12 protein-coding genes and 1 pseudogene are annotated in these 16608 nt (G+C 70.5%); 3 read left to right on the forward strand and 10 right to left on the reverse strand.

The window, feature by feature from the left end:
- Positions 1–73 precede the first annotated feature (73 nt).
- Positions 74–3352 (forward strand): S8 family serine peptidase, encoded by a 3279-nt coding sequence (locus BLU81_RS11455; RefSeq protein WP_157751486.1) that lies wholly within the window; start codon positions 74–76, stop codon positions 3350–3352.
- A 39-nt stretch (positions 3353–3391) separates the two neighbouring features.
- On the opposite strand, the gene BLU81_RS11460 is transcribed toward BLU81_RS11455, so the two are convergent.
- The 3 genes from BLU81_RS11460 to BLU81_RS11470 are packed head-to-tail and all read right to left on the reverse strand — an operon-like array spanning position 3392 to position 5514.
- Entirely contained in the window at positions 3392–4039 is a 648-nt protein-coding gene (locus tag BLU81_RS11460; RefSeq protein WP_092544152.1) for a nucleotidyltransferase domain-containing protein, read from the reverse strand.
- On the reverse strand, positions 4032–4895 hold the full coding sequence (locus BLU81_RS11465; protein WP_157751487.1) for a phosphotransferase family protein: 864 nt from the start codon (positions 4893–4895) through the stop codon (positions 4032–4034). The genes BLU81_RS11460 and BLU81_RS11465 overlap by 8 nt, the downstream gene beginning before the upstream one ends.
- Positions 4882–5514 (reverse strand): SDR family oxidoreductase, encoded by a 633-nt coding sequence (locus tag BLU81_RS11470; RefSeq protein WP_231954759.1) that lies wholly within the window; start codon positions 5512–5514, stop codon positions 4882–4884. The genes BLU81_RS11465 and BLU81_RS11470 overlap by 14 nt, the downstream gene beginning before the upstream one ends.
- Here BLU81_RS11470 and BLU81_RS50510 point away from each other — a divergent pair.
- Complete coding sequence (locus BLU81_RS50510; protein ID WP_231954418.1) at positions 5513–5848, forward strand: MmyB family transcriptional regulator; 336 nt, start codon at positions 5513–5515, stop codon at positions 5846–5848. The two genes, BLU81_RS11470 and BLU81_RS50510, sit on opposite strands and share 2 nt — an antisense overlap.
- 21 nt (positions 5849–5869) lie before the next feature.
- Here the strand turns inward: BLU81_RS50510 and BLU81_RS11475 are convergent, their stop codons facing one another.
- The 7 genes and pseudogenes from BLU81_RS11475 to BLU81_RS11495 form a co-directional block, all read right to left on the reverse strand.
- Positions 5870–8095, reverse strand: coding sequence for a discoidin domain-containing protein (locus BLU81_RS11475; RefSeq protein ID WP_092544158.1), 2226 nt, complete (start codon positions 8093–8095; stop codon positions 5870–5872).
- Positions 8096–8342: 247 nt separating this feature from the next.
- A complete protein-coding gene (locus BLU81_RS11480; RefSeq protein ID WP_092544160.1) occupies positions 8343–8762 on the reverse strand; it encodes a peptide chain release factor family protein in 420 nt (139 codons plus the stop codon).
- Positions 8763–8831 (reverse strand): annotated as a pseudogene (locus BLU81_RS52040) (PCRF domain-containing protein); the annotation flags it as partial.
- A 16-nt stretch (positions 8832–8847) separates the two neighbouring features.
- A complete protein-coding gene (locus BLU81_RS47905) occupies positions 8848–8991 on the reverse strand; it encodes a hypothetical protein (protein WP_157751488.1) in 144 nt (47 codons plus the stop codon).
- 110 nt (positions 8992–9101) lie between these two features.
- Complete coding sequence (locus tag BLU81_RS11485; protein ID WP_157751489.1) at positions 9102–13841, reverse strand: diguanylate cyclase domain-containing protein; 4740 nt, start codon at positions 13839–13841, stop codon at positions 9102–9104.
- 53 nt (positions 13842–13894) lie between these two features.
- Entirely contained in the window at positions 13895–14497 is a 603-nt protein-coding gene (locus BLU81_RS11490; protein ID WP_092544164.1) for a response regulator transcription factor, read from the reverse strand.
- Positions 14494–15609 (reverse strand): sensor histidine kinase, encoded by a 1116-nt coding sequence (locus BLU81_RS11495; RefSeq protein ID WP_197686193.1) that lies wholly within the window; start codon positions 15607–15609, stop codon positions 14494–14496. Before BLU81_RS11495 ends, BLU81_RS11490 begins: the two co-directional genes overlap by 4 nt.
- A gap of 110 nt (positions 15610–15719) precedes the next feature.
- On the opposite strand from BLU81_RS11495, the gene BLU81_RS11500 reads away from it, so the two are divergent.
- On the forward strand, positions 15720–16601 hold the full coding sequence (locus BLU81_RS11500; RefSeq protein ID WP_092544166.1) for an ABC transporter ATP-binding protein: 882 nt from the start codon (positions 15720–15722) through the stop codon (positions 16599–16601).
- The last annotated feature ends 7 nt before the right edge of the window (positions 16602–16608 follow it).

The following is a 16608-nucleotide window of genomic DNA, read 5'->3' on the forward strand; positions in this document are numbered from 1 at the left end:
TCGACACAGGCTTTCGTCCACCGATGGGCATCTATATTGACGGGCAATGATTCCCGTTCCCATGGGAGGACACATGCGCCGACCGAGTGTGCCCGCGGTACTGCTGGGCATAACCACCGTCGTCTTAGGGTCCACGGTGGCCGGCAATCCGGCCGCTGCCATTCCACCAGAGAAACCGGAAAACACCACCGCGACGACCGCGACCGAGCGGGCCGCCACCGCCAAACCCGTCACCGTCACCCTGATCACCGGCGACGAGGTCACCGTTCGCGCCGGCGGCCGGCCGTCGGTGCGGCCCGCGCCCGGCCGGGAGAAGGTCGGCTTCGTGTCGAGCCGGGCCGGTGGCCGCAACCTCGTCGTGCCACGTGACGCGCTACCGCTGCTCACCGCCGGTCGCCTCGACGAACGGCTGTTCGACATCGACACCCTGGTCGGATTCGGGTACACCGACGATCGCACCACCGAACTGCCGCTGCTCATCGCGTACCCGGACAAGGGTGCCGATCAGGCCCGGACCACGACCGTGACCGCCGGGACCAGAGTGACCCGCGACCTGCCCGCGGCCGGGGTCCTCGCCGTGAGCGCGACCGCGACCGGCCGCAGCGGGCTCTGGCAGCAGCTCACGCAGGGAACCCAGCAGGCCCGCGCGCTCAAACCGGCCGTCGCCAACATCTGGCTGGACGGCAAGCGTGACCTGGTCCTGGACCACAGCGTGCCGCAGATCGGCGCCCCGACCGCGTGGGCGGCCGGTTACGACGGCACCGGCGTCAAGGTCGCCGTCCTGGACACCGGCATCGACGCCGACCACCCCGACCTGGCCGGGAAGGTCGCCGAGGCGGCCGACTTCACCGGCTCGGCGAGCGGCACCGACGACGTCGAGGGGCACGGCACGCACGTGGCCTCCACGATCGCGGGCACCGGCGCCGCGTCCGGCGGTAAGTACAAGGGTGTCGCTCCGGGCGCCGGCCTGGTCATCGGCAAGGTGTGCGGCGACCTGGGCTGCACCGACTCCGCCATTCTGGCCGGTATGGAGTGGGCGGCGAGCCGCGCCGAGGTCGTCAACATGAGCCTCGGTGGCGGCGACACCGCCGCGATCGACCCCCTGGAAGCCGCGATCAACAACCTGACTGAGCAGTACGGCACGCTGTTCGTGGTCGCGTCCGGCAACGCCGGCACGTTCGCACCGGTCAGTTCACCCTCCACCGCCGACGCGGCTCTGTCGGTCGGCGCCGTGGACCGCGAGGACCAGTTGGCCGAGTTCTCCAGCCGGGGCCCGCGCACCGGGGACGGCGCCGTCAAGCCGGAGATCACCGCGCCCGGCGTCGAGATCGTCGCGGCCAGGGCCGGGGGCACGACCGGGGAGGACGCGTACGTCGCGTACTCCGGCACCTCGATGGCCACGCCGCATGTCGTCGGGGCCGCCGCGATCCTGGCCCAGCAGCACCCGGACTGGACGGCGCAGCAGCGCAAGACCGTGCTGATGGGCTCGGCCGCGCCGATCGACGGCACCACCGCGTACCAGCAGGGCGCGGGCCGTGTCGACGTCGCCCGGGAGATCACCCAGACGGTCGCCGTCAACGAGGGCGCGATCAACTTCGGCATCCAGCGCTGGCCGCACGACGACGACCAGCCGGTGACGAAGACCGTCACCTACCGCAACGAGGGCACCGCCGCCGTCACGCTTACTCTGGCCCTGACCGGTCAGGCGGGCGTGTTCACCGTCGCCGACACCACGCTGACCGTGCCCGCGGGCGGCACCGCCACCACCACGGTCACCGCCGACACCCGCGGTGACCTGCCCGATCAGCCGCTCAGCGGGCATCTGATCGGCACCGGTCCCGGCGGCGTGCGTGTCTCGGCGCCGCTCGGTGTGGTCCGTGAGGTGGAGAGCTACGACGTCGAGGTCGACGTCGTCGAGCCGGTCGACTTCACCTATGTGGTCCTGGTCGAGTTGAACTCGGGCGAGTTCGCCGAGTGGCTGCCGGGCGGCGGCACGCTGCGGTTGCCCAAGGGCGAGTACGCCGTGGCCGCGAACGTCGAGACCGACGCGACGAGCGCCTGGCTCTACCACACCCGGTTCGCGGTGACCGGGGACCGGACCCTCACGCTCGACGCGCGCGACGCGAAACCGATCGCCGTCACCGTGCCGGATCCGGCCGCCGCCATCAGCTTCATCGGCATCGCCGGTGAGTGGGACGCACCGGCCGGCTGGGTCGACCTGTCGTTCGCCGGGTTCGACCCCGGCAACGCCTCGATCGGGCAGATCTGGGGCGCTCCAGCCGACAATCGGTTCCTGGGTTCGGTCACCGAGAACTGGGCCCGGCCCGGTGCGGACGGGCTGTTCACCGACAGTCCCGTGACGTACGACCAGACGTACTTCAAGAAGGGTTCGCAGTTCACCGGCTTGAAGAAGCGGACCCGAACTGGTGACTACGCCGCCCTGCGCACCACCTACCACGTCGACGCAGTCGGCGCCGGAGGGATCAAGGCCAACGGCTCCCAGCTGGGCGAGAGCCTGTTCTGGACACCGGTCACGCCGATCAGTGCGCTGCCCTTCCAGCGCACCGAGTACGTCAACGCCGACACCGGTTCCGGTACGTGGCTCGGCTTCTTCAACGAGACCGGCCCCGAACTCACGCTGAGTTCCCTGCAGAGCGAGCCGAAGAAGTACCAGCCCGGCCGGACGTACCAGGACCCCTGGAACAAGGCCGTCATCGCCCACACCGTCACCGGGTCCGACCTGGTCGGTGGACACATCGTCCGCTCCGGTGACACCGTGCTCGCCGCGCCGCCGAACCACGGCGACGGCGTGGGCCACTACGGGTTCACCGGCTGGGACAGCGCCCGCACGGCGCTCTACCGCAACGGTGAACTGGTCGCCGAGGAGCCGTCCGACTTCGGCTTCTGGGAGGTGCCCGCGGAGAGCGCCACCTACCGGCTGGAGACCTCCGTCGACCGGGGCACGCAGTACACGTACTCCACGAAGTTCAGCACCGCGTGGACGTTCGTGTCCGGGCACACCTCGGACGAGGAGTGGACGCCGCTGCCGATCACCACGGTCCGCTTCGACCCGCCGGTCGACGCCACCGGCAAGGCCCGCGCCGGTAAGACCGTCAAGATCCCGGTCCACCTCGACCAGCAGATCACGTCCCGGGCCCGGGCCGTCACGACCGAGGTCTCCTACGACGACGGCCGCACCTGGCGCCGGGTGCCGGTCACCGGCTCCGGCATCCACCGCACCGTCACCATCACCCATCCCGCCACGGCCGGTTTCGTCAGCCTCCGCGCCACGGCGACCACCGCGAACGGCACGGCCGAACAGACCGTGATCCGCGCGTACGCCATCGGCTGAGCACCGGCACGGGGGCACACCACCGGGTGTGTCCCCGTGTCAGCTCTGCAGGTCGGCGAGCCAGCGATGCCCCGGATGCACACGCACGAGCAGTCCGGCCAGCCTCGCGCGCCGGTCCGCGGTCAGGTGCGGGACGGTCCGCTCGAAGTCCACCTGATCCTTGGGGCGGGTGTGCTTGGCTTTGAACAACAGGACCAGCTCGGGTACGAGATAGGGAATGCCCTGCTCGGTGTGGTCGATGATGTCGCGGTACGGAAAGCGGATCGTCTCGTCACGGCGGCAGATCCAGGTGTCGCCCTGATGCGGCTCCCGGAAGACGTCGAGCAGATAGTCGCCGGTGGCCGGGTCCCGCACCCAGGTCTGATGGGTGGCCGCCAACTCGTCCGGTGTGGCGTTCGCCCAGATCCGGCCACTGCCGGCCGCATCGAACTCATACCCCCGGAAACAGTCCCGGATCTCCGGGAAGCTCGCGGCCGGAACGGCGATCTCGATGTCCCCGTGCGCACGTGTCCGAGCCCCGCGGAACAGATCCAGCGCCCAGCCGGCGGCCACGAACCAGGTCACCGCCGTACCGGACAGCCGGTGCGCGACCTGCTCCGGCGTCCAGCAGGACGCCCATCTGGCGTCCAGGGCCTCGATCTCCGCCGCCGACAACACGATGCCCCCGGCGGGCGTCTGCTCACTCATCACTGAAATCTAACGAACCTTCCCGCGTGAGGCGGTTCTGACTCCATGCCGTGTGCCGAGCGCGCAGTTCGGTGGCCGTCAGATCGCCACGGCCGAGATCGGCGTAGTTCGGGTGCCAGCCTTCGATGGTGTCGCGAGCGTTCGCCAGGGCGAAGAGGTCCCATGACACGATGTCGGGCACCGTTGTCCGGGCCGCCCTTTCGTAGGCGGCCAGGAAGGTGTCGGCGGCGGACTCTCCGTGCAGCAGGACCAGATCGAGCCGGCACCAGCTGACGTCGAAACCACGTGGCGCCCGAGAGGCTCCGGACCAGTCGACGATGCCCGTGATCACCTGGTCGTCCCACAACACGTTGCCGGACCAGAAGTCATAGTGCGTCAGAACCTGCTCGCCGGCCGACAACAGATCACCAGCGGCGGCCGAGACCGCGGCCATCCCGTCGCGCAATCGGCTGAAGCGGCCCACCGGGACGGCGTGAACGCGCGCCAGAGCTCGCCCCAACTGTTCGGCCGCCTCCGCCGGGGACATCGAGGTGAGATCGGCGCGGCCGGGCAGGCGGGTGATCAGGGTGGAGGGTGCACCGGTCCGTTTCCCGTCCGGGTCGACGTCGATCAGTTCGGGTGCCGAGCCCGCCAAACCGTCGAGCGCCGTCAAGACGGCGGCTTCCCGTGCGGCCGCGGTGTCGCCGGGCGGATACCGGCGCAACACCATCTGCCGCCGCGGTCGTGTCGTCTCCACCAGATGGGTGACGGCATGTGTGCCACCGACGAGATGCCGGACGACCCGCGCCGGCGTCTCCGATCCGACCGTCTCGGCAGCCCAGCGCAGCATGCCGGATGATGGCTCAGCCTCGGTCACCCGCCCATTGTCCACGCCGCGAACTCTTGTCGGCCGGGTGCGGGAAGGCGGTGTGGGTCAGTTCCTCGGAGAGCTTCCACATGCGTACGGCGTCGTCCTCGCTCGTCAGACGGGAGTAGACGGGGCGTTCCGCGGGCGCGCCGGCGAGTCCACCGGGACCGGCCGGGCCGTAGAACCGTCCGCCGCGGGCCTGCGATGCGGCGGCCGCGTGCAAAGCCGGCAGCGCCGCCGACTCGACCGTGCCGGTGAGACCGATCCGGGACAGGATCCGGATCAGCCGGACACCGGCGGTGTCGTTCGGCCGGCCGACCTCGGGACGTGCGGCCAGCAGGCTGGTCGGCGCGACCCCCGGGTGCGCGATGTTGCTGGTGATCCCCCATCCCCCGGCCCGGCTGCGACGATCCAGTTCAAGACCGAAAAGACCGAAAGCGATCTTCGATTGGCTGTACGCGCGACGACCGTCGTACGACCGTTCCCAGTTCGGGTCGGTCCAGTTGATCGGCCCCTGGTTCGCCGCCACGCTCAGTTGCGAGGTGATCCGGGCGTTCCCGGCGCGCAGCAGGGGCAGCAGGTGCGCGACGAGCGCGAAGTGGCCGAGGTGGTTGCTGCCGAAGCGGATGTCACGCGTGTTCGCGGCGGGCCTGCGCGAGACGGCCGCCCGCCGGGGACCCGGCTCGTGGGCGGCCCACCTGCAGAGCCTCCTGCTCGAACAGTCCGCACGTTTTCGCGAGGTGTGGGAGCGGCACGAGGTCGGGGTCCGGTTCGACGACCACAAACGGTTCGTCAATCCCGAGGCGGGCCTGATGGAGTTGGAGTGCCAGTCGCTGCTCGACCCGGTGCAGTCACACATGCTGCTCGTCTACGCCGCCGTGCCCGGCAGCGAGACCCAGGAGAAGCTGCGGCTGCTCTCCGTGCGGTGTCACACCGACCGGCCTTCCGGACGGCCGGTGTGACGACGTACCAGGACGGGGGTGTCAGGGGTAGGAGACGACCTGGCGGGGGGTGGTGTTGCCGGCCGGGTTGGGGACGGCGCCGCCGGTGTCGTTGACGACGTTGGCGATGGTGCCGACGTCACCGAGCGACACGGTCAGGACGCTGTGCAGGCGGACGCCGGAGCGGTTGGGCACCTCGAAGCCCCGGTCCACCCGGACGCTGGTGTTGGCGTTGAAGAAGCAGTAGACGCCGCCGCCCCAGAGTTCGTGGTCGGTGACGCTGTCGGCGACCTTGTAGGCGGCGTAACCGTTGCCACGGGGGCCGATCCAGGACGCTTGGTTCGGTACGTCGTACGGCTTCTCGTTCTGGAAGAAGATCGTCCGTCCGCGGTTGCCGTTCCAGATCACCTCGTACTTCTGGTAGTGCTCGACGAACAGTCCGGTGGCGAGGACGTCGTCGCCGTTGACGATCACGCCGGTGTCGCCGGTGTTGACCGCCCAGCCGGTGGGTGCGCCGCCGTGGTCGGCCCGCCAGGCCCAGATGTGGTCGATGATCGTGTCGTCGCTGTGCACGGCGAGGGTCGTGGTGGCCTTGCCCTGGACGCTGCTGCCGATCCGGAAGAAGACGTCCTGCAGGCTGATCGGGTTCGCGGCGTGGTCGGTGTGCACGCCGGCCTGTCCGACGCTCAGCAACGTGGGGCTGTTGGTCGTACCGGCGTCGAAGGTCAGGCCGCTGACCTTGACTCCGTCGACGTCGGCGATGTTCAGGGCCTCGACCCCGTTGTTCGGGATCAGGGTCGGGAAGCCGATGCCGGTCACCACCGTGTTGGCGCGGGTGACCCGGATGGTCTCGTTCAGGGAGTAGGTGCCGGGGGTGAAGAACAGGTTCAGTCCCTGGGCCAGGGCGGAGTTGATCCGGGCTGCGCTGTCACCGGGTTTGGCGACGTAGAACTCCCGCATCGGGATCGAGGTACCGGCCGTGTTCGGCCAGGTGGCACCGGCCGAGTTGCGCCGGATGGCGGGCACGAAGACCCGGTAGAGACCGGCGCTGTCGACGTAGAGGTACGGCTTCTCCCGGGTGACCGGCGTGGTGGCCAGGGTGGTGTGCGGCGGGTTCGGGAACGCGTTGGCCGGGGCGCCCTGCACACCGGAGTAGACCATGTTCCAGACGCCGCCGTCCCAGCGCGTGATCCGGCTGTCGCGGGTGTACCACTGCTGCTGGGAGCCGGAGGAGACGACCCCGTCGACCACCGAGTCGGCCAGGTAGCCGCCGCTGGAGTAGCCCTGCCCGTTGTCCTGGTTCGACGGCGCCAGGGTCAGGTTGCCTTTGATGTGCACCCGGCGCATCGGAGCGGCCTGGGAGACGGCCCACCGGTTGGTGCCGCCTTCGGGCACGATCGACAGGTTCTCCATGCTGCGCCAGAAGTTCTGGGTCGCGTTGGACTCGTCGCCGTAGTTCCAGCCGGAGTCGACGTTGACCGCGCCGTTGATCGTCACGTCGTCGGGGTTGAGGCCGAGACCGGCCAGGGTGGTGTAGAAGCCGACGTTGGCCCAGACCCGGCCGTACGTGCCGGGCTTGAACAGGAACACGTGGCGCTGGGTGCCGAACTGCGCGGTCGGGCTGCGCAACTGGGCGTTGAAGGCCGTGTCCACCGCCGTCTGGATGGTCGCCGCCGATGTGGACGGGTCGAAGATCCGCACGTTCGCGCCGAAGTCGGGGGTGTCCGAGGTCGGCAGGGTCGGCGTGGTACCGGTGCCGAAGACCTGGAATTCCCAGAGCGAGTAGCCGTACGGGGTGGCGCGGGTGGTGCCGTTCATCCGCACGTACCGGCCGCTGCCGGTGACGTTCAGCGTCTGCACGCCGGTGGTGCCCGCGGTGACCGCGGTGATGTTCGTCCAGGTGGTGCCGTTCGGCGAGGTCTGGATGGTGAAGGCCGAGGCGTACGCGGCCTCCCAGTTCAGCACGACCTGGCTGATCGTCTGGGTGCTGCCCAGGTCGACCTGCAGCCATTGCGGGTCGGCGAACGTGCTGGACCAGCGGGTGCCGGCGTCACCGTCGACGGCGGCGGACGCGGCGAAGGCGGCACTTTCGACGGACGAGGCGGTGGCCGGCTTGCCCTGCGACAGCGGGATGTCCGCGGCGCGGGCCGCGGTGGCGACCGAGGCGCCGGTGACGCCCAGGACGGCGGCGAACAGGGCGCTCAGGACGATCTTGCCGCGGCGCCGGTGTGTCCGCGGCGGAGGGGGAGTCAGTGTCGGGGGTGTCATGTACCTGCCTGTCGGACGGGGTGCCGCGCGTCCGTCGGGACAGACGTGCGGACGGGCGGGGGCAACATGTGCCACGGATCAGAGAGCGCTCTCTAGGCAATTGTTACCCCCTTGTTTCCACTCGTCAATATGTCGACAACCGCCGATCAGCGCACGAAATTCAATTCAGTTCCGCGAATAGAAAACTGTTATCCCGTGCATTGAATCCCGTCTCCCCGGCGGCGCGTTCGCCGCCGGGGGAACCGGATCACTCGGTGAGCAGCGGCGCCAGGCGTCCGGACAGGACTTTCGTCATGCTCGCGCGCACCCCGGCGTCGGTCTTCACCTGGTCACGCCAGGCGGTCCAGGTGAACGAGCGGGTCCGGCTGAACACCGCGACCCGGCCGGCGTTCACATCGGCGTGCCGACGGCCGGCGTCGAGGGTGTCGAGGGCGGTCCGCAGCCGCTGCCAGGCGACCTTGCGGTTCTCGTGCTGGCTGCGGGAGTCGGCGGCGGTGACCACGATCCCGGTCGGCAGGTGGGTCAGCCGGATCGCGGTCTCCACCTTGTTGCGGTGCTGACCGCCCGGCCCGGAGTCCCGGTACACGTCCACGCGGACATCCGTCTTCCGCATCTCGCCGGCCGTGGCGTGGTCACCCGGCTCGGCGGGCAACGCGACGACCACCACTTCGCTGGTGTGGCGCCGGCCGTTCTTCTCCGACGCGGGAACCCGCTGGACACAATGCCGGCCGGCCAGGGCGGCGTAGGCGGGGTCAAAGCCGGTGAAGCACTACCAGACGGCCCTCACGGGCGGTGGTGACACCGGCGTGGCGGCTCACCGCTGCGGCGAGCTCATCGGCGAACGCTTCCGCGTCCGCGCCGCCCGCGGTGGCGTGAATCTCGAGTCGGACGAACATTCCCGGCACCTCCTTCAGTGCTTCACTCCGGGCCCTTTCCCGGGTGATCCGGAACCCCCGGCCGGTTCACCCGGGCCGGGCGGTCGCCACTCTACGGTCGCCGATGGCCGCTAGGCACCCGAATTTCCGGGAGCGATGCCGGCCACCCGGTTGCGGCCGGCGCGTTTCGCCTCGTACAGGGCATCGTCGGCGATCTTGATGAGCTGATCCGGCAGGGCGCCCGGCCGGGGGACGGCCGAGGCCACTCCGGCACTGATCGTGACGAACCCTAGGCCGGCTTCGGGGTGTGGCTCCCCCAAGGCGGCGACGGCCTGCCGGACCCGCTCGGCGACAGCGAGGGCGTTCTCCTCGTCGGCTCCCGGCATGACGATGCAGAACTCCTCACCGCCGTAGCGGGCGACCATGTCGGTCTCCCGGACGTTGTCGCGCAGGGTGCGGGCGACCAGGATCAGGCACCGGTCACCGCCCTGGTGGCCGTAGTGGTCGTTGTACTTCTTGAAACTGTCGATGTCGATCATGGCGAGTCCCACGGGTGTCCGGGGCCGGACCGCGCGCAGCCACTCGTGGCCCAGGACGTCGCCGAGGTGGCGGCGGTTGGGCAGTTCGGTCAGCGGGTCGGTGATGGTGAGCAGTTCGAGCCGGTGGTTGGCCTGGGCCAGTTCCTCGGTGCGTTCGGCGACCTTGCGTTCCAGCGAGGCGTACAACTGGGCGTTGTCGAGGGAGACGGTGAGCTGACCGGCGAGCATCATCACCGCGTTGAGGCGGGCCGTGGTGAAGGCGCGGCGGGCGAGCCGGTTCTCCAGGATCACGATGCCCCGCGGTACGCCTTGGTGCAGCACCGGCACCACCAGCAGGGAGCAGTGCGAGGCTCCGGCCAGGTAGGGGTCACGGGCCACCCGGTCGTCGCGGGCGACGTCGTCGACGAGCATCGGTTCGCAGGTGCGTTCGGCGTAGCGGACGGCGGTGACCGGCAGCAGGTGCGCCGACTCCGCAAGTGGCGGTGTCCATTCGCCGCTGCCCGCGTCACGCAGCAGCAGCCGTACCGCGGTGGCTCCGGTCATCGCACCGAGGACGTCCACGACGGTGGCACGAAGCCGGTCCAGGTCGGTCTCGGAGCTGAGCGCCCGGGCGGCTTCGAGGACGCCGAACAGATCGATGGCGTCGGTGGACAGGTTGACACTCGTGGTCGCGCCCGGACGGTCCTCGGGTTGGCCGGCCAGGAACGGGTGTTCGCGGGCGAGTTCCTGGACCTTGCGGTGCGCACCCCAGTCCCGGTAGGCGTGCCAAGCGTCGGTGAGCAGGCGGTGCCCGGCGTGTTCCATGCCGTGGCCGAGGTGGAACCGGCCCGCGTACTCGGCGATCAGCGCCGGTTGCCAGGACCGTTCGACAGCGGCGGCATCGGCCAGCGCCGCGTCGAAGGACCGCGCGGCCGTGGCGAAGTCGCCGTCGGCCCCGGCGCAGACGGCGGCCGCGAACCGGTGCAGGTGCCGGTAGTTGCCGGCCTGGTCGTCGGCCCGCGCGGCCAGGTGGTCCCGGCTGAGCCGTGCCTGCTCCAGCGCCGCCGCGCGGGCGTCCTCGGTGGTGGCCGCACGGGCCCGGACGGCCGCGCCCAGCACGGCCAGCAGGTGGGCCTGGGCCTCGGCGTAACTCCCGCGCAGTGCCGGCAGTGCCTCCAGCGCGGCGGCACTCGATCGGGCCAGCGCCTCGTCGTCGTGGTCCACGGCCGCAGTGAGCGCCCGCATGATCTCGAAATTGGCCGCCACCGGCCCGGTACCGGTACTCGCGACGAGCATCCGGGCGTCGTCGGCGGGATCGGGTTCCTCGCCGCGCATCGACTGCGCGAACCGCCGGTGCACCACGAAGTTAGGCGCGCCGAACGTGAATCCGGTCCGTTCGCAGAGCGCGATCGCGTCCTCGGCCTCGGCGGCGTACGTCTCCAGGTCACCGATGTCGAGCAGCACCGGCACCGAGGCGTAATACGTGTTCGCGGCGTGGAACGGGTCGCCACCACGGAGCAGGCCGTCGCGGGCGTCGTGGGCGGCCCGGACCGCGTTGGCGAGCGGCTCGAACCAGGCGACGCAGGCGTACGCGTACTGGAACCGGGCCTGTGAGGTATCGGGTTCCCAGCCGTGCGCCGCACCGACCACGAGGATCCGGCGGGTCGCCTCGTACCCGGCGCGGTAGTCGCCCCGGTTCGCCATGATGACGCCGACCGAACCGCCGACACCGACCAGCTCGGCCGCCGGACCGTGCCGCATCCAGATGTCGAACGCCAGCATGACCAGCCAGGCCATCACCAGGCGATCGACGAAGAACGCCGCCGGGAACAGCTGGCTGACGACGTGCGCGACCGCGAGCAGCCGTGGGTCGGTCAGTGGTGCCCGGTCCGGATCGTCGGGTCCCTGGTCGAGCCAACGGTGCAGGCTCACCGTTCCGGCGCCGATACTGCGGGCCAGGTCCTCGGCGGCGGGAACCTCGACGCCCATCTCGGCGAGTTGCTTGAGGCCCATCTCGTGGGCGGCGGGCAGCATCCCGCGCCGGACCAGGCTGATCATCTGCGCGGCGACGACGCCGGCTGACGCGACCGGATCAGCGCCGGACGCCCGCAGTTCGGCGAAGACGGTGTCCGCGTCGGTGAACCGGCCGACCCCGCAGAGCGCGCTGTGCCACTCGGCCCTCGTCGCGAGGAACCCGGGATCACCGGGGCCGAGCAGTCGCCGGGCCCCGTCGAGCAGCGCTTCGGCAGCGGTCTGGTTGACGTAACTGCGCGCGGCGGCCGCGGCCTCGCGCAGCAGGGCGGCGACGGCCAGCTTCTCGCCGTGGTCAGTGATCAGCCCTACCGCGGTCCGGTACTGCTGGGCGGCGGCCAGCCGATGGACGTCCTCGGCGACGAGCCGCCGGGCCATCCGCAGCGCGAGTTCGGCCCGCCCGTCCGGGCCCAGCCTGCCGTACGCGGCCTGCTGCACCCGGTCGTGCCGGAAACTCGACGCCGGGGTGCCGTCCCGGCTGACCCCGACCAGGCCGTCCTCGGCGGCGGGCAGCAGACCGGCCGCCACGGTCGCGGCGTCCCGGCCGGTGGCGGCCCGGAGCAGGTCGAGCGACACCTCACCGCCGAGACACGCCATCGCTTCGACGAGTTCGCGGGTGGCCGGGGGCAGCGCCTCGATCCGGGCGCCGAGCAGGTCGACCACGTCGCCGCGGCCCACGAAGCGGCGCAGCGTGTCCGGGTCCCAGGCCCATCTCTCCCCCTCGGGCACGAGGGCACCGTCGCGGCGCAGCGCGTTGAGCAGTTCGACGGTGTCGAACGGATTGCCCGCGGTCCGGGTGGCCAGCACCGTGGCCAGCGGAGCGGCGTCCGCCGGGGAGATCCGCAGCATCCCGGCGAGCAGCTCGGTCAGCTCGTGCGGCGGCAGGTTCGCCAGGTGCAGTTCGGCGGTGTTGCCACCGGCGCGCCGCAGCCTGGTCCGGAGGGCGTTGAGGGGATGTGTCTCGTCGACCTCCGCCTCCCGGTAGGCGCCGATCACGAACACACCCGACAGGTCGGCGTTGTCGATCACGTCGTCGAGGAACGCGAACGCGGTCGGCCCCGCCCACTGCAGATCGTCGATGAAGATGATCAGCGGCTGGTCGGCGCTCGCCACGGTTCGCAGCAGGTCACGGCCCATCCGCTGGATCCGGTTGACCACACGCCAAGGATCGTCGGCTTCCTCCGGGGTGACGCCGAGCAACGCGGCGAACGGTGGGAGCACGGCCGCGGCGAGCCCGGCGTTGGTCCCGAGCGCGTCGAGCAGTTCGGGCCGCAGCCGCGCGAGGTGTTCCTCGGGTTCGGCCAGCAACTGTGCCCCAATGCCGCAGAACGCCTGCCGGACGGCGTCGGCGTCCAGGTCACGCCGGTACTGGTCGAACTTACCGGCCGCGAACCGGCACCCCGTCTCGGCACGCAACCGGCTGATCAGCGCGGTCTTTCCGACTCCCGGCGGCCCGGTCACCAGGACCATGCCGCGGCCGCGGTTCCCGGCCATAGCGGTCAGCACGGCCATCGGCTCGTCCCGGCCCACCAGTCCGGCGGGTGGTGCCAGGCGCATCGGGAAGTCCCGCTCACCGAGCCCGGTGAGGACACCGGCACGGAGCCGGTCCAGGTCGTACGCCAGGCCCTCGCCACTCTGGTAGCGGGCTTCCGGGTCCTTGCTGAGCAGTTTCAGGATGATCGGCGCCAGCGGGGTCGGCGGCGGTGCGGGTTCCCTGGCCAGGTGGTCGTGGACCAGGTGCAGCGGATCACGGTCCCGGCCGAACGGGGGCGCCCCGGTGGCCAGTTCGTAGAGGGTGGCGCCGAGGGCGTAGAGGTCGGCGCGATGGTCGACCGGACGGCCGGTGCGGCCGGTCTGCTCCGGCGCCAGGTACGGCAGAGTGCCGGCGAGCGTGTCGTGCTGCCCGCCCGGCGCCCCGGACATCTCGAAGTCGATGAGCGTCGGCGGCCCGCCGTCCGCCACGATCAGCACGTTGCCGGGGCTCACGTCACGGTGCACGATCCCGTGCCGGTGGATGGCGGCGAGCACGTGCGCCAGAGCACTCGCGAGGTCGAGCAGCGGCCCGGTCTGCCAGGGCTGGGGCAGATCACTGAGCACCGTCCCGTGCACGTCCCGCAGGATCAGCAGGCCCGGCTGCTGATCCGGCGCGAGCTGTGGCACCCCCGGGACACCGTCGAGGCGGCGCAACATCTCCCGCTCGTTACGCAGGCGGCCGGCCGCGTCCGCGCCCAGGGGCCGCTTCTCGATCAGATGCCCGGTACGCGTCACCCGCGTACGCGCGCTGTCGTACAGCAGGTCGCCCACATCTCTCTGATCGGCCACGACCGGGATGTCGCTGAGGCCGACCCAAGCCCGGGGATGCTCCTTGTTCCACCTCACAACCAGTCGTGTTCGCGGGCGTAGCGGGCCGCCTCGTGGCGGGTCTGTGTCTGGGTCTTCTGCATGGCGCTGGACAGGTAGTTGCGGACGGTTCCCGCTGCCAGGTGCAGCCGGGTGGCGATGTCGGCCACCGAGTAGCCGTCACCGGTCACCCGCAGCACGTCGAGTTCACGGTCGGTGAGGGGGCAGTCGTCGATGACGGCGAGGGCGGACACGTCCGGGTCGATCCAGCGACGGCCGGCGTGCAGGGTGGCGATGACGGTCGCGATGTGTGCCGGTTCCGCTGATTTGCTGACGAAACCCTGCACCCCCAACTTCAAGGCCTTGCGCAGTACGCCGGGACGAGCGTGCCGGGTCACCATCAGGATCACCTGTTGTGGCCGGGTCCGGCGGATCTCGGCGACCGCCGCGAGCCCGTCCACGTTCGGCATCTCCAGGTCGATGACGAGTACGTCCGGCCGGTGCCGTGCGGTGGCGGCGACGGCTTCGGCGCCGTCGGCGGCTTCGGCCAGCACGGTGATGTCGCCTTCCAGCGGCAGCAGTGCGGCGAGCGCCTTACGCAGCAGGGCCTCGTCGTCGGCCAGCACCACACTGGTCATCGGGTACCGACCCCGGCGAATGAGGCCGCGGTGGTGAACTCGCCGTCGGACACCGTCACGGTGAGTTCTCCGCCGTCGGTGACGATGCGTTGCCGCAGGGCGGACAGGCCCCGTAGTTCGGGGGTGCCACCGGGCGCGGCGCCGTCGTTGACGATGCCGATGCCGGAGGCCGCGAGGGTGACGTGGACCCGGGTGGCCTGGGCGTGGCGCAGGATGTTGGTGGTCGTCTCCCGGAGCACCTGGCCGAACATCTCGCTGACACGTTCGTCCGGCTCCGACTCACGGGTGACGCGTACCCGGATCCCGGCGGCCTCGAACAGGTTCTTCGCGTTCTCCAGCTCGGCCGACAGATTGAGCCTTCGCTGGGCGTACGCCAATTCCTTGGTCTGTTTGATCGTGTCACTGACCAGCCCGTGGATCTCCGCCAGTTCCTGTTCGGCACGGGCCGGGTCGGTGTGCACGAGTTTGCGGGCGAGCGCGGTCTTCAGTTTCACCACGTGCAGGGTGTGGCCCTGGATGTCGTGCAGGTCGCCGGCGAAGCGGACGCGTTCGCGGATGACGGCCAGTTCGGCCTCACGTTCCCGGGACATCTCCAGTTCCTGCACGATGTCGTAGAACCGCTCGCCGACGAAGGAAAGCACCATGATCACCGTGGTCAGGCCCACCGGGACGAGTACGTACGTCGCGAGCACGCCGAGGCCGGGCTGTACCAGCAGCCGGGTCGCACCGATCGCGGCCACGAATCCGAGCAGGGCCGCCACCGCGGTGTACCGGTGCCGTGGCAGACGCGGAACGGCCAGCGAGGCGACGCTGATGACACCCCAGTAGGCGTTGGGGCTACCGACCACCAGGACACCGACCGGCCAGCCCACGGCCGCGACGATCAGGCACGGCCACGCCACCCGGCCGATGTCGTTGGCCGTCCACCGTTCGAAGGCCACCAGCGCGGCGATCACCGCCGGGGCCAGCACCGGCACGTGCCACCAGGCGCGCACGTCGACCGCCACCATCGCCACCGCGGCCAGCATGATCGGCGGCATCGCGGTGTACAGGTTGAGCCGGCGCAGACGCCCCTGGGTCGCCTCCGTGAGGTGCAGCGATCTGGCCTTCACTCCCCCAGTATCGAGGGGAATCCAGACGGCCAACAGTGACACCACGTCATGTCCCGGTGGTGACACGGCGACACTGACCGTACGGGTGTGGTCGCTGGTCTGATCGAGTCATGTCCACCACGCCAGTGATCGAAGTCGAGAACCTCAACGTCACCTACCGGGACTTCCACGCCGTACGGGATCTGTCGTTCCAGGTCCGTTCCGGGGAGTTGTACGCGCTGCTGGGCACCAACGGCGCCGGGAAGACCTCGACATTGGAGACCATCGAGGGGCACCGGACGCCGACCTCGGGCACCGTGCGGGTGTTCGGCCGCAGTCCGCGGGACCGGGCGGCGGTCCGGCCCCGGATGGGCATCATGTTGCAGGAGAGCGGGTTCTCCCCGGACCTGACCGTGCGGGAGTCGGTCGCTCTGATCGGCCGGCTCACCCGCCGTGACGACGACGTGGACCGGGTCGTCGACCTGGTCGGGCTGACCCACAAGGCCAAGACCCTGGTCGGGCAGTTGTCCGGCGGTGAGAAACGGCGTCTGGACTTCGCGACCGCCGTCTACGGCACCCCGGAGCTGATCTTTCTGGACGAGCCGACCACCGGCCTGGACATCCAGTCCCGCGACGACCTGTGGACGGCGGTGGACCGGCTGCGGGAGAACGGTTCGACGGTGGTGCTGACCACGCACTACCTGGAGGAGGCGCAGCAGCGCGCCGACCGGATCGGGCTGATGCACCGCGGGGTCCTCCACCGTGAGGGCACGGTCGCCGAACTGACCCGCACGCTGCCCGCGGTCATCACGTTCACGCTGGCCTCCCCCGCGCCGGCGCTGCCGGTGCAGGCCGTGATCGGGGCCGGCGGGTCGGTACGGGTGGATACCTTCCAGCTGCAGAAGGACCTGCATCTGCTGCTGTCCTGGGCGCAGGACCACGCCCTGGAACTGGGTGACCTGTCGGCCGGTGCGACCCGGCTCGACGACGTCTTCCGCGCCATCGAAGCCTGAGAGGTAG

It is taken from the genome of Actinoplanes derwentensis, assembly GCF_900104725.1.
Classification (GTDB): Bacteria; Actinomycetota; Actinomycetes; order Mycobacteriales; family Micromonosporaceae; genus Actinoplanes; species Actinoplanes derwentensis.

What these genes read in the sequence shown, in the direction of transcription:
- BLU81_RS11460 (WP_092544152.1), bottom strand. Translation starts at nt 4,039, where the DNA reads ATGAGTGAGCAGACGCCCGCCGGGGGCATCGTGTTGTCGGCGGCGGAG.
- BLU81_RS11490 (WP_092544164.1), bottom strand. Translation starts at nt 14,497, where the DNA reads ATGACCAGTGTGGTGCTGGCCGACGACGAGGCCCTGCTGCGTAAGGCG.
- BLU81_RS11500 (WP_092544166.1), top strand. Translation starts at nt 15,720, where the DNA reads ATGTCCACCACGCCAGTGATCGAAGTCGAGAACCTCAACGTCACCTAC.
- BLU81_RS11455 (WP_157751486.1), top strand. Translation starts at nt 74, where the DNA reads ATGCGCCGACCGAGTGTGCCCGCGGTACTGCTGGGCATAACCACCGTC.
- BLU81_RS47905 (WP_157751488.1), bottom strand. Translation starts at nt 8,991, where the DNA reads ATGTTCGTCCGACTCGAGATTCACGCCACCGCGGGCGGCGCGGACGCG.
- BLU81_RS50510 (WP_231954418.1), top strand. Translation starts at nt 5,513, where the DNA reads ATGTCACGCGTGTTCGCGGCGGGCCTGCGCGAGACGGCCGCCCGCCGG.
- BLU81_RS11475 (WP_092544158.1), bottom strand. Translation starts at nt 8,095, where the DNA reads ATGACACCCCCGACACTGACTCCCCCTCCGCCGCGGACACACCGGCGC.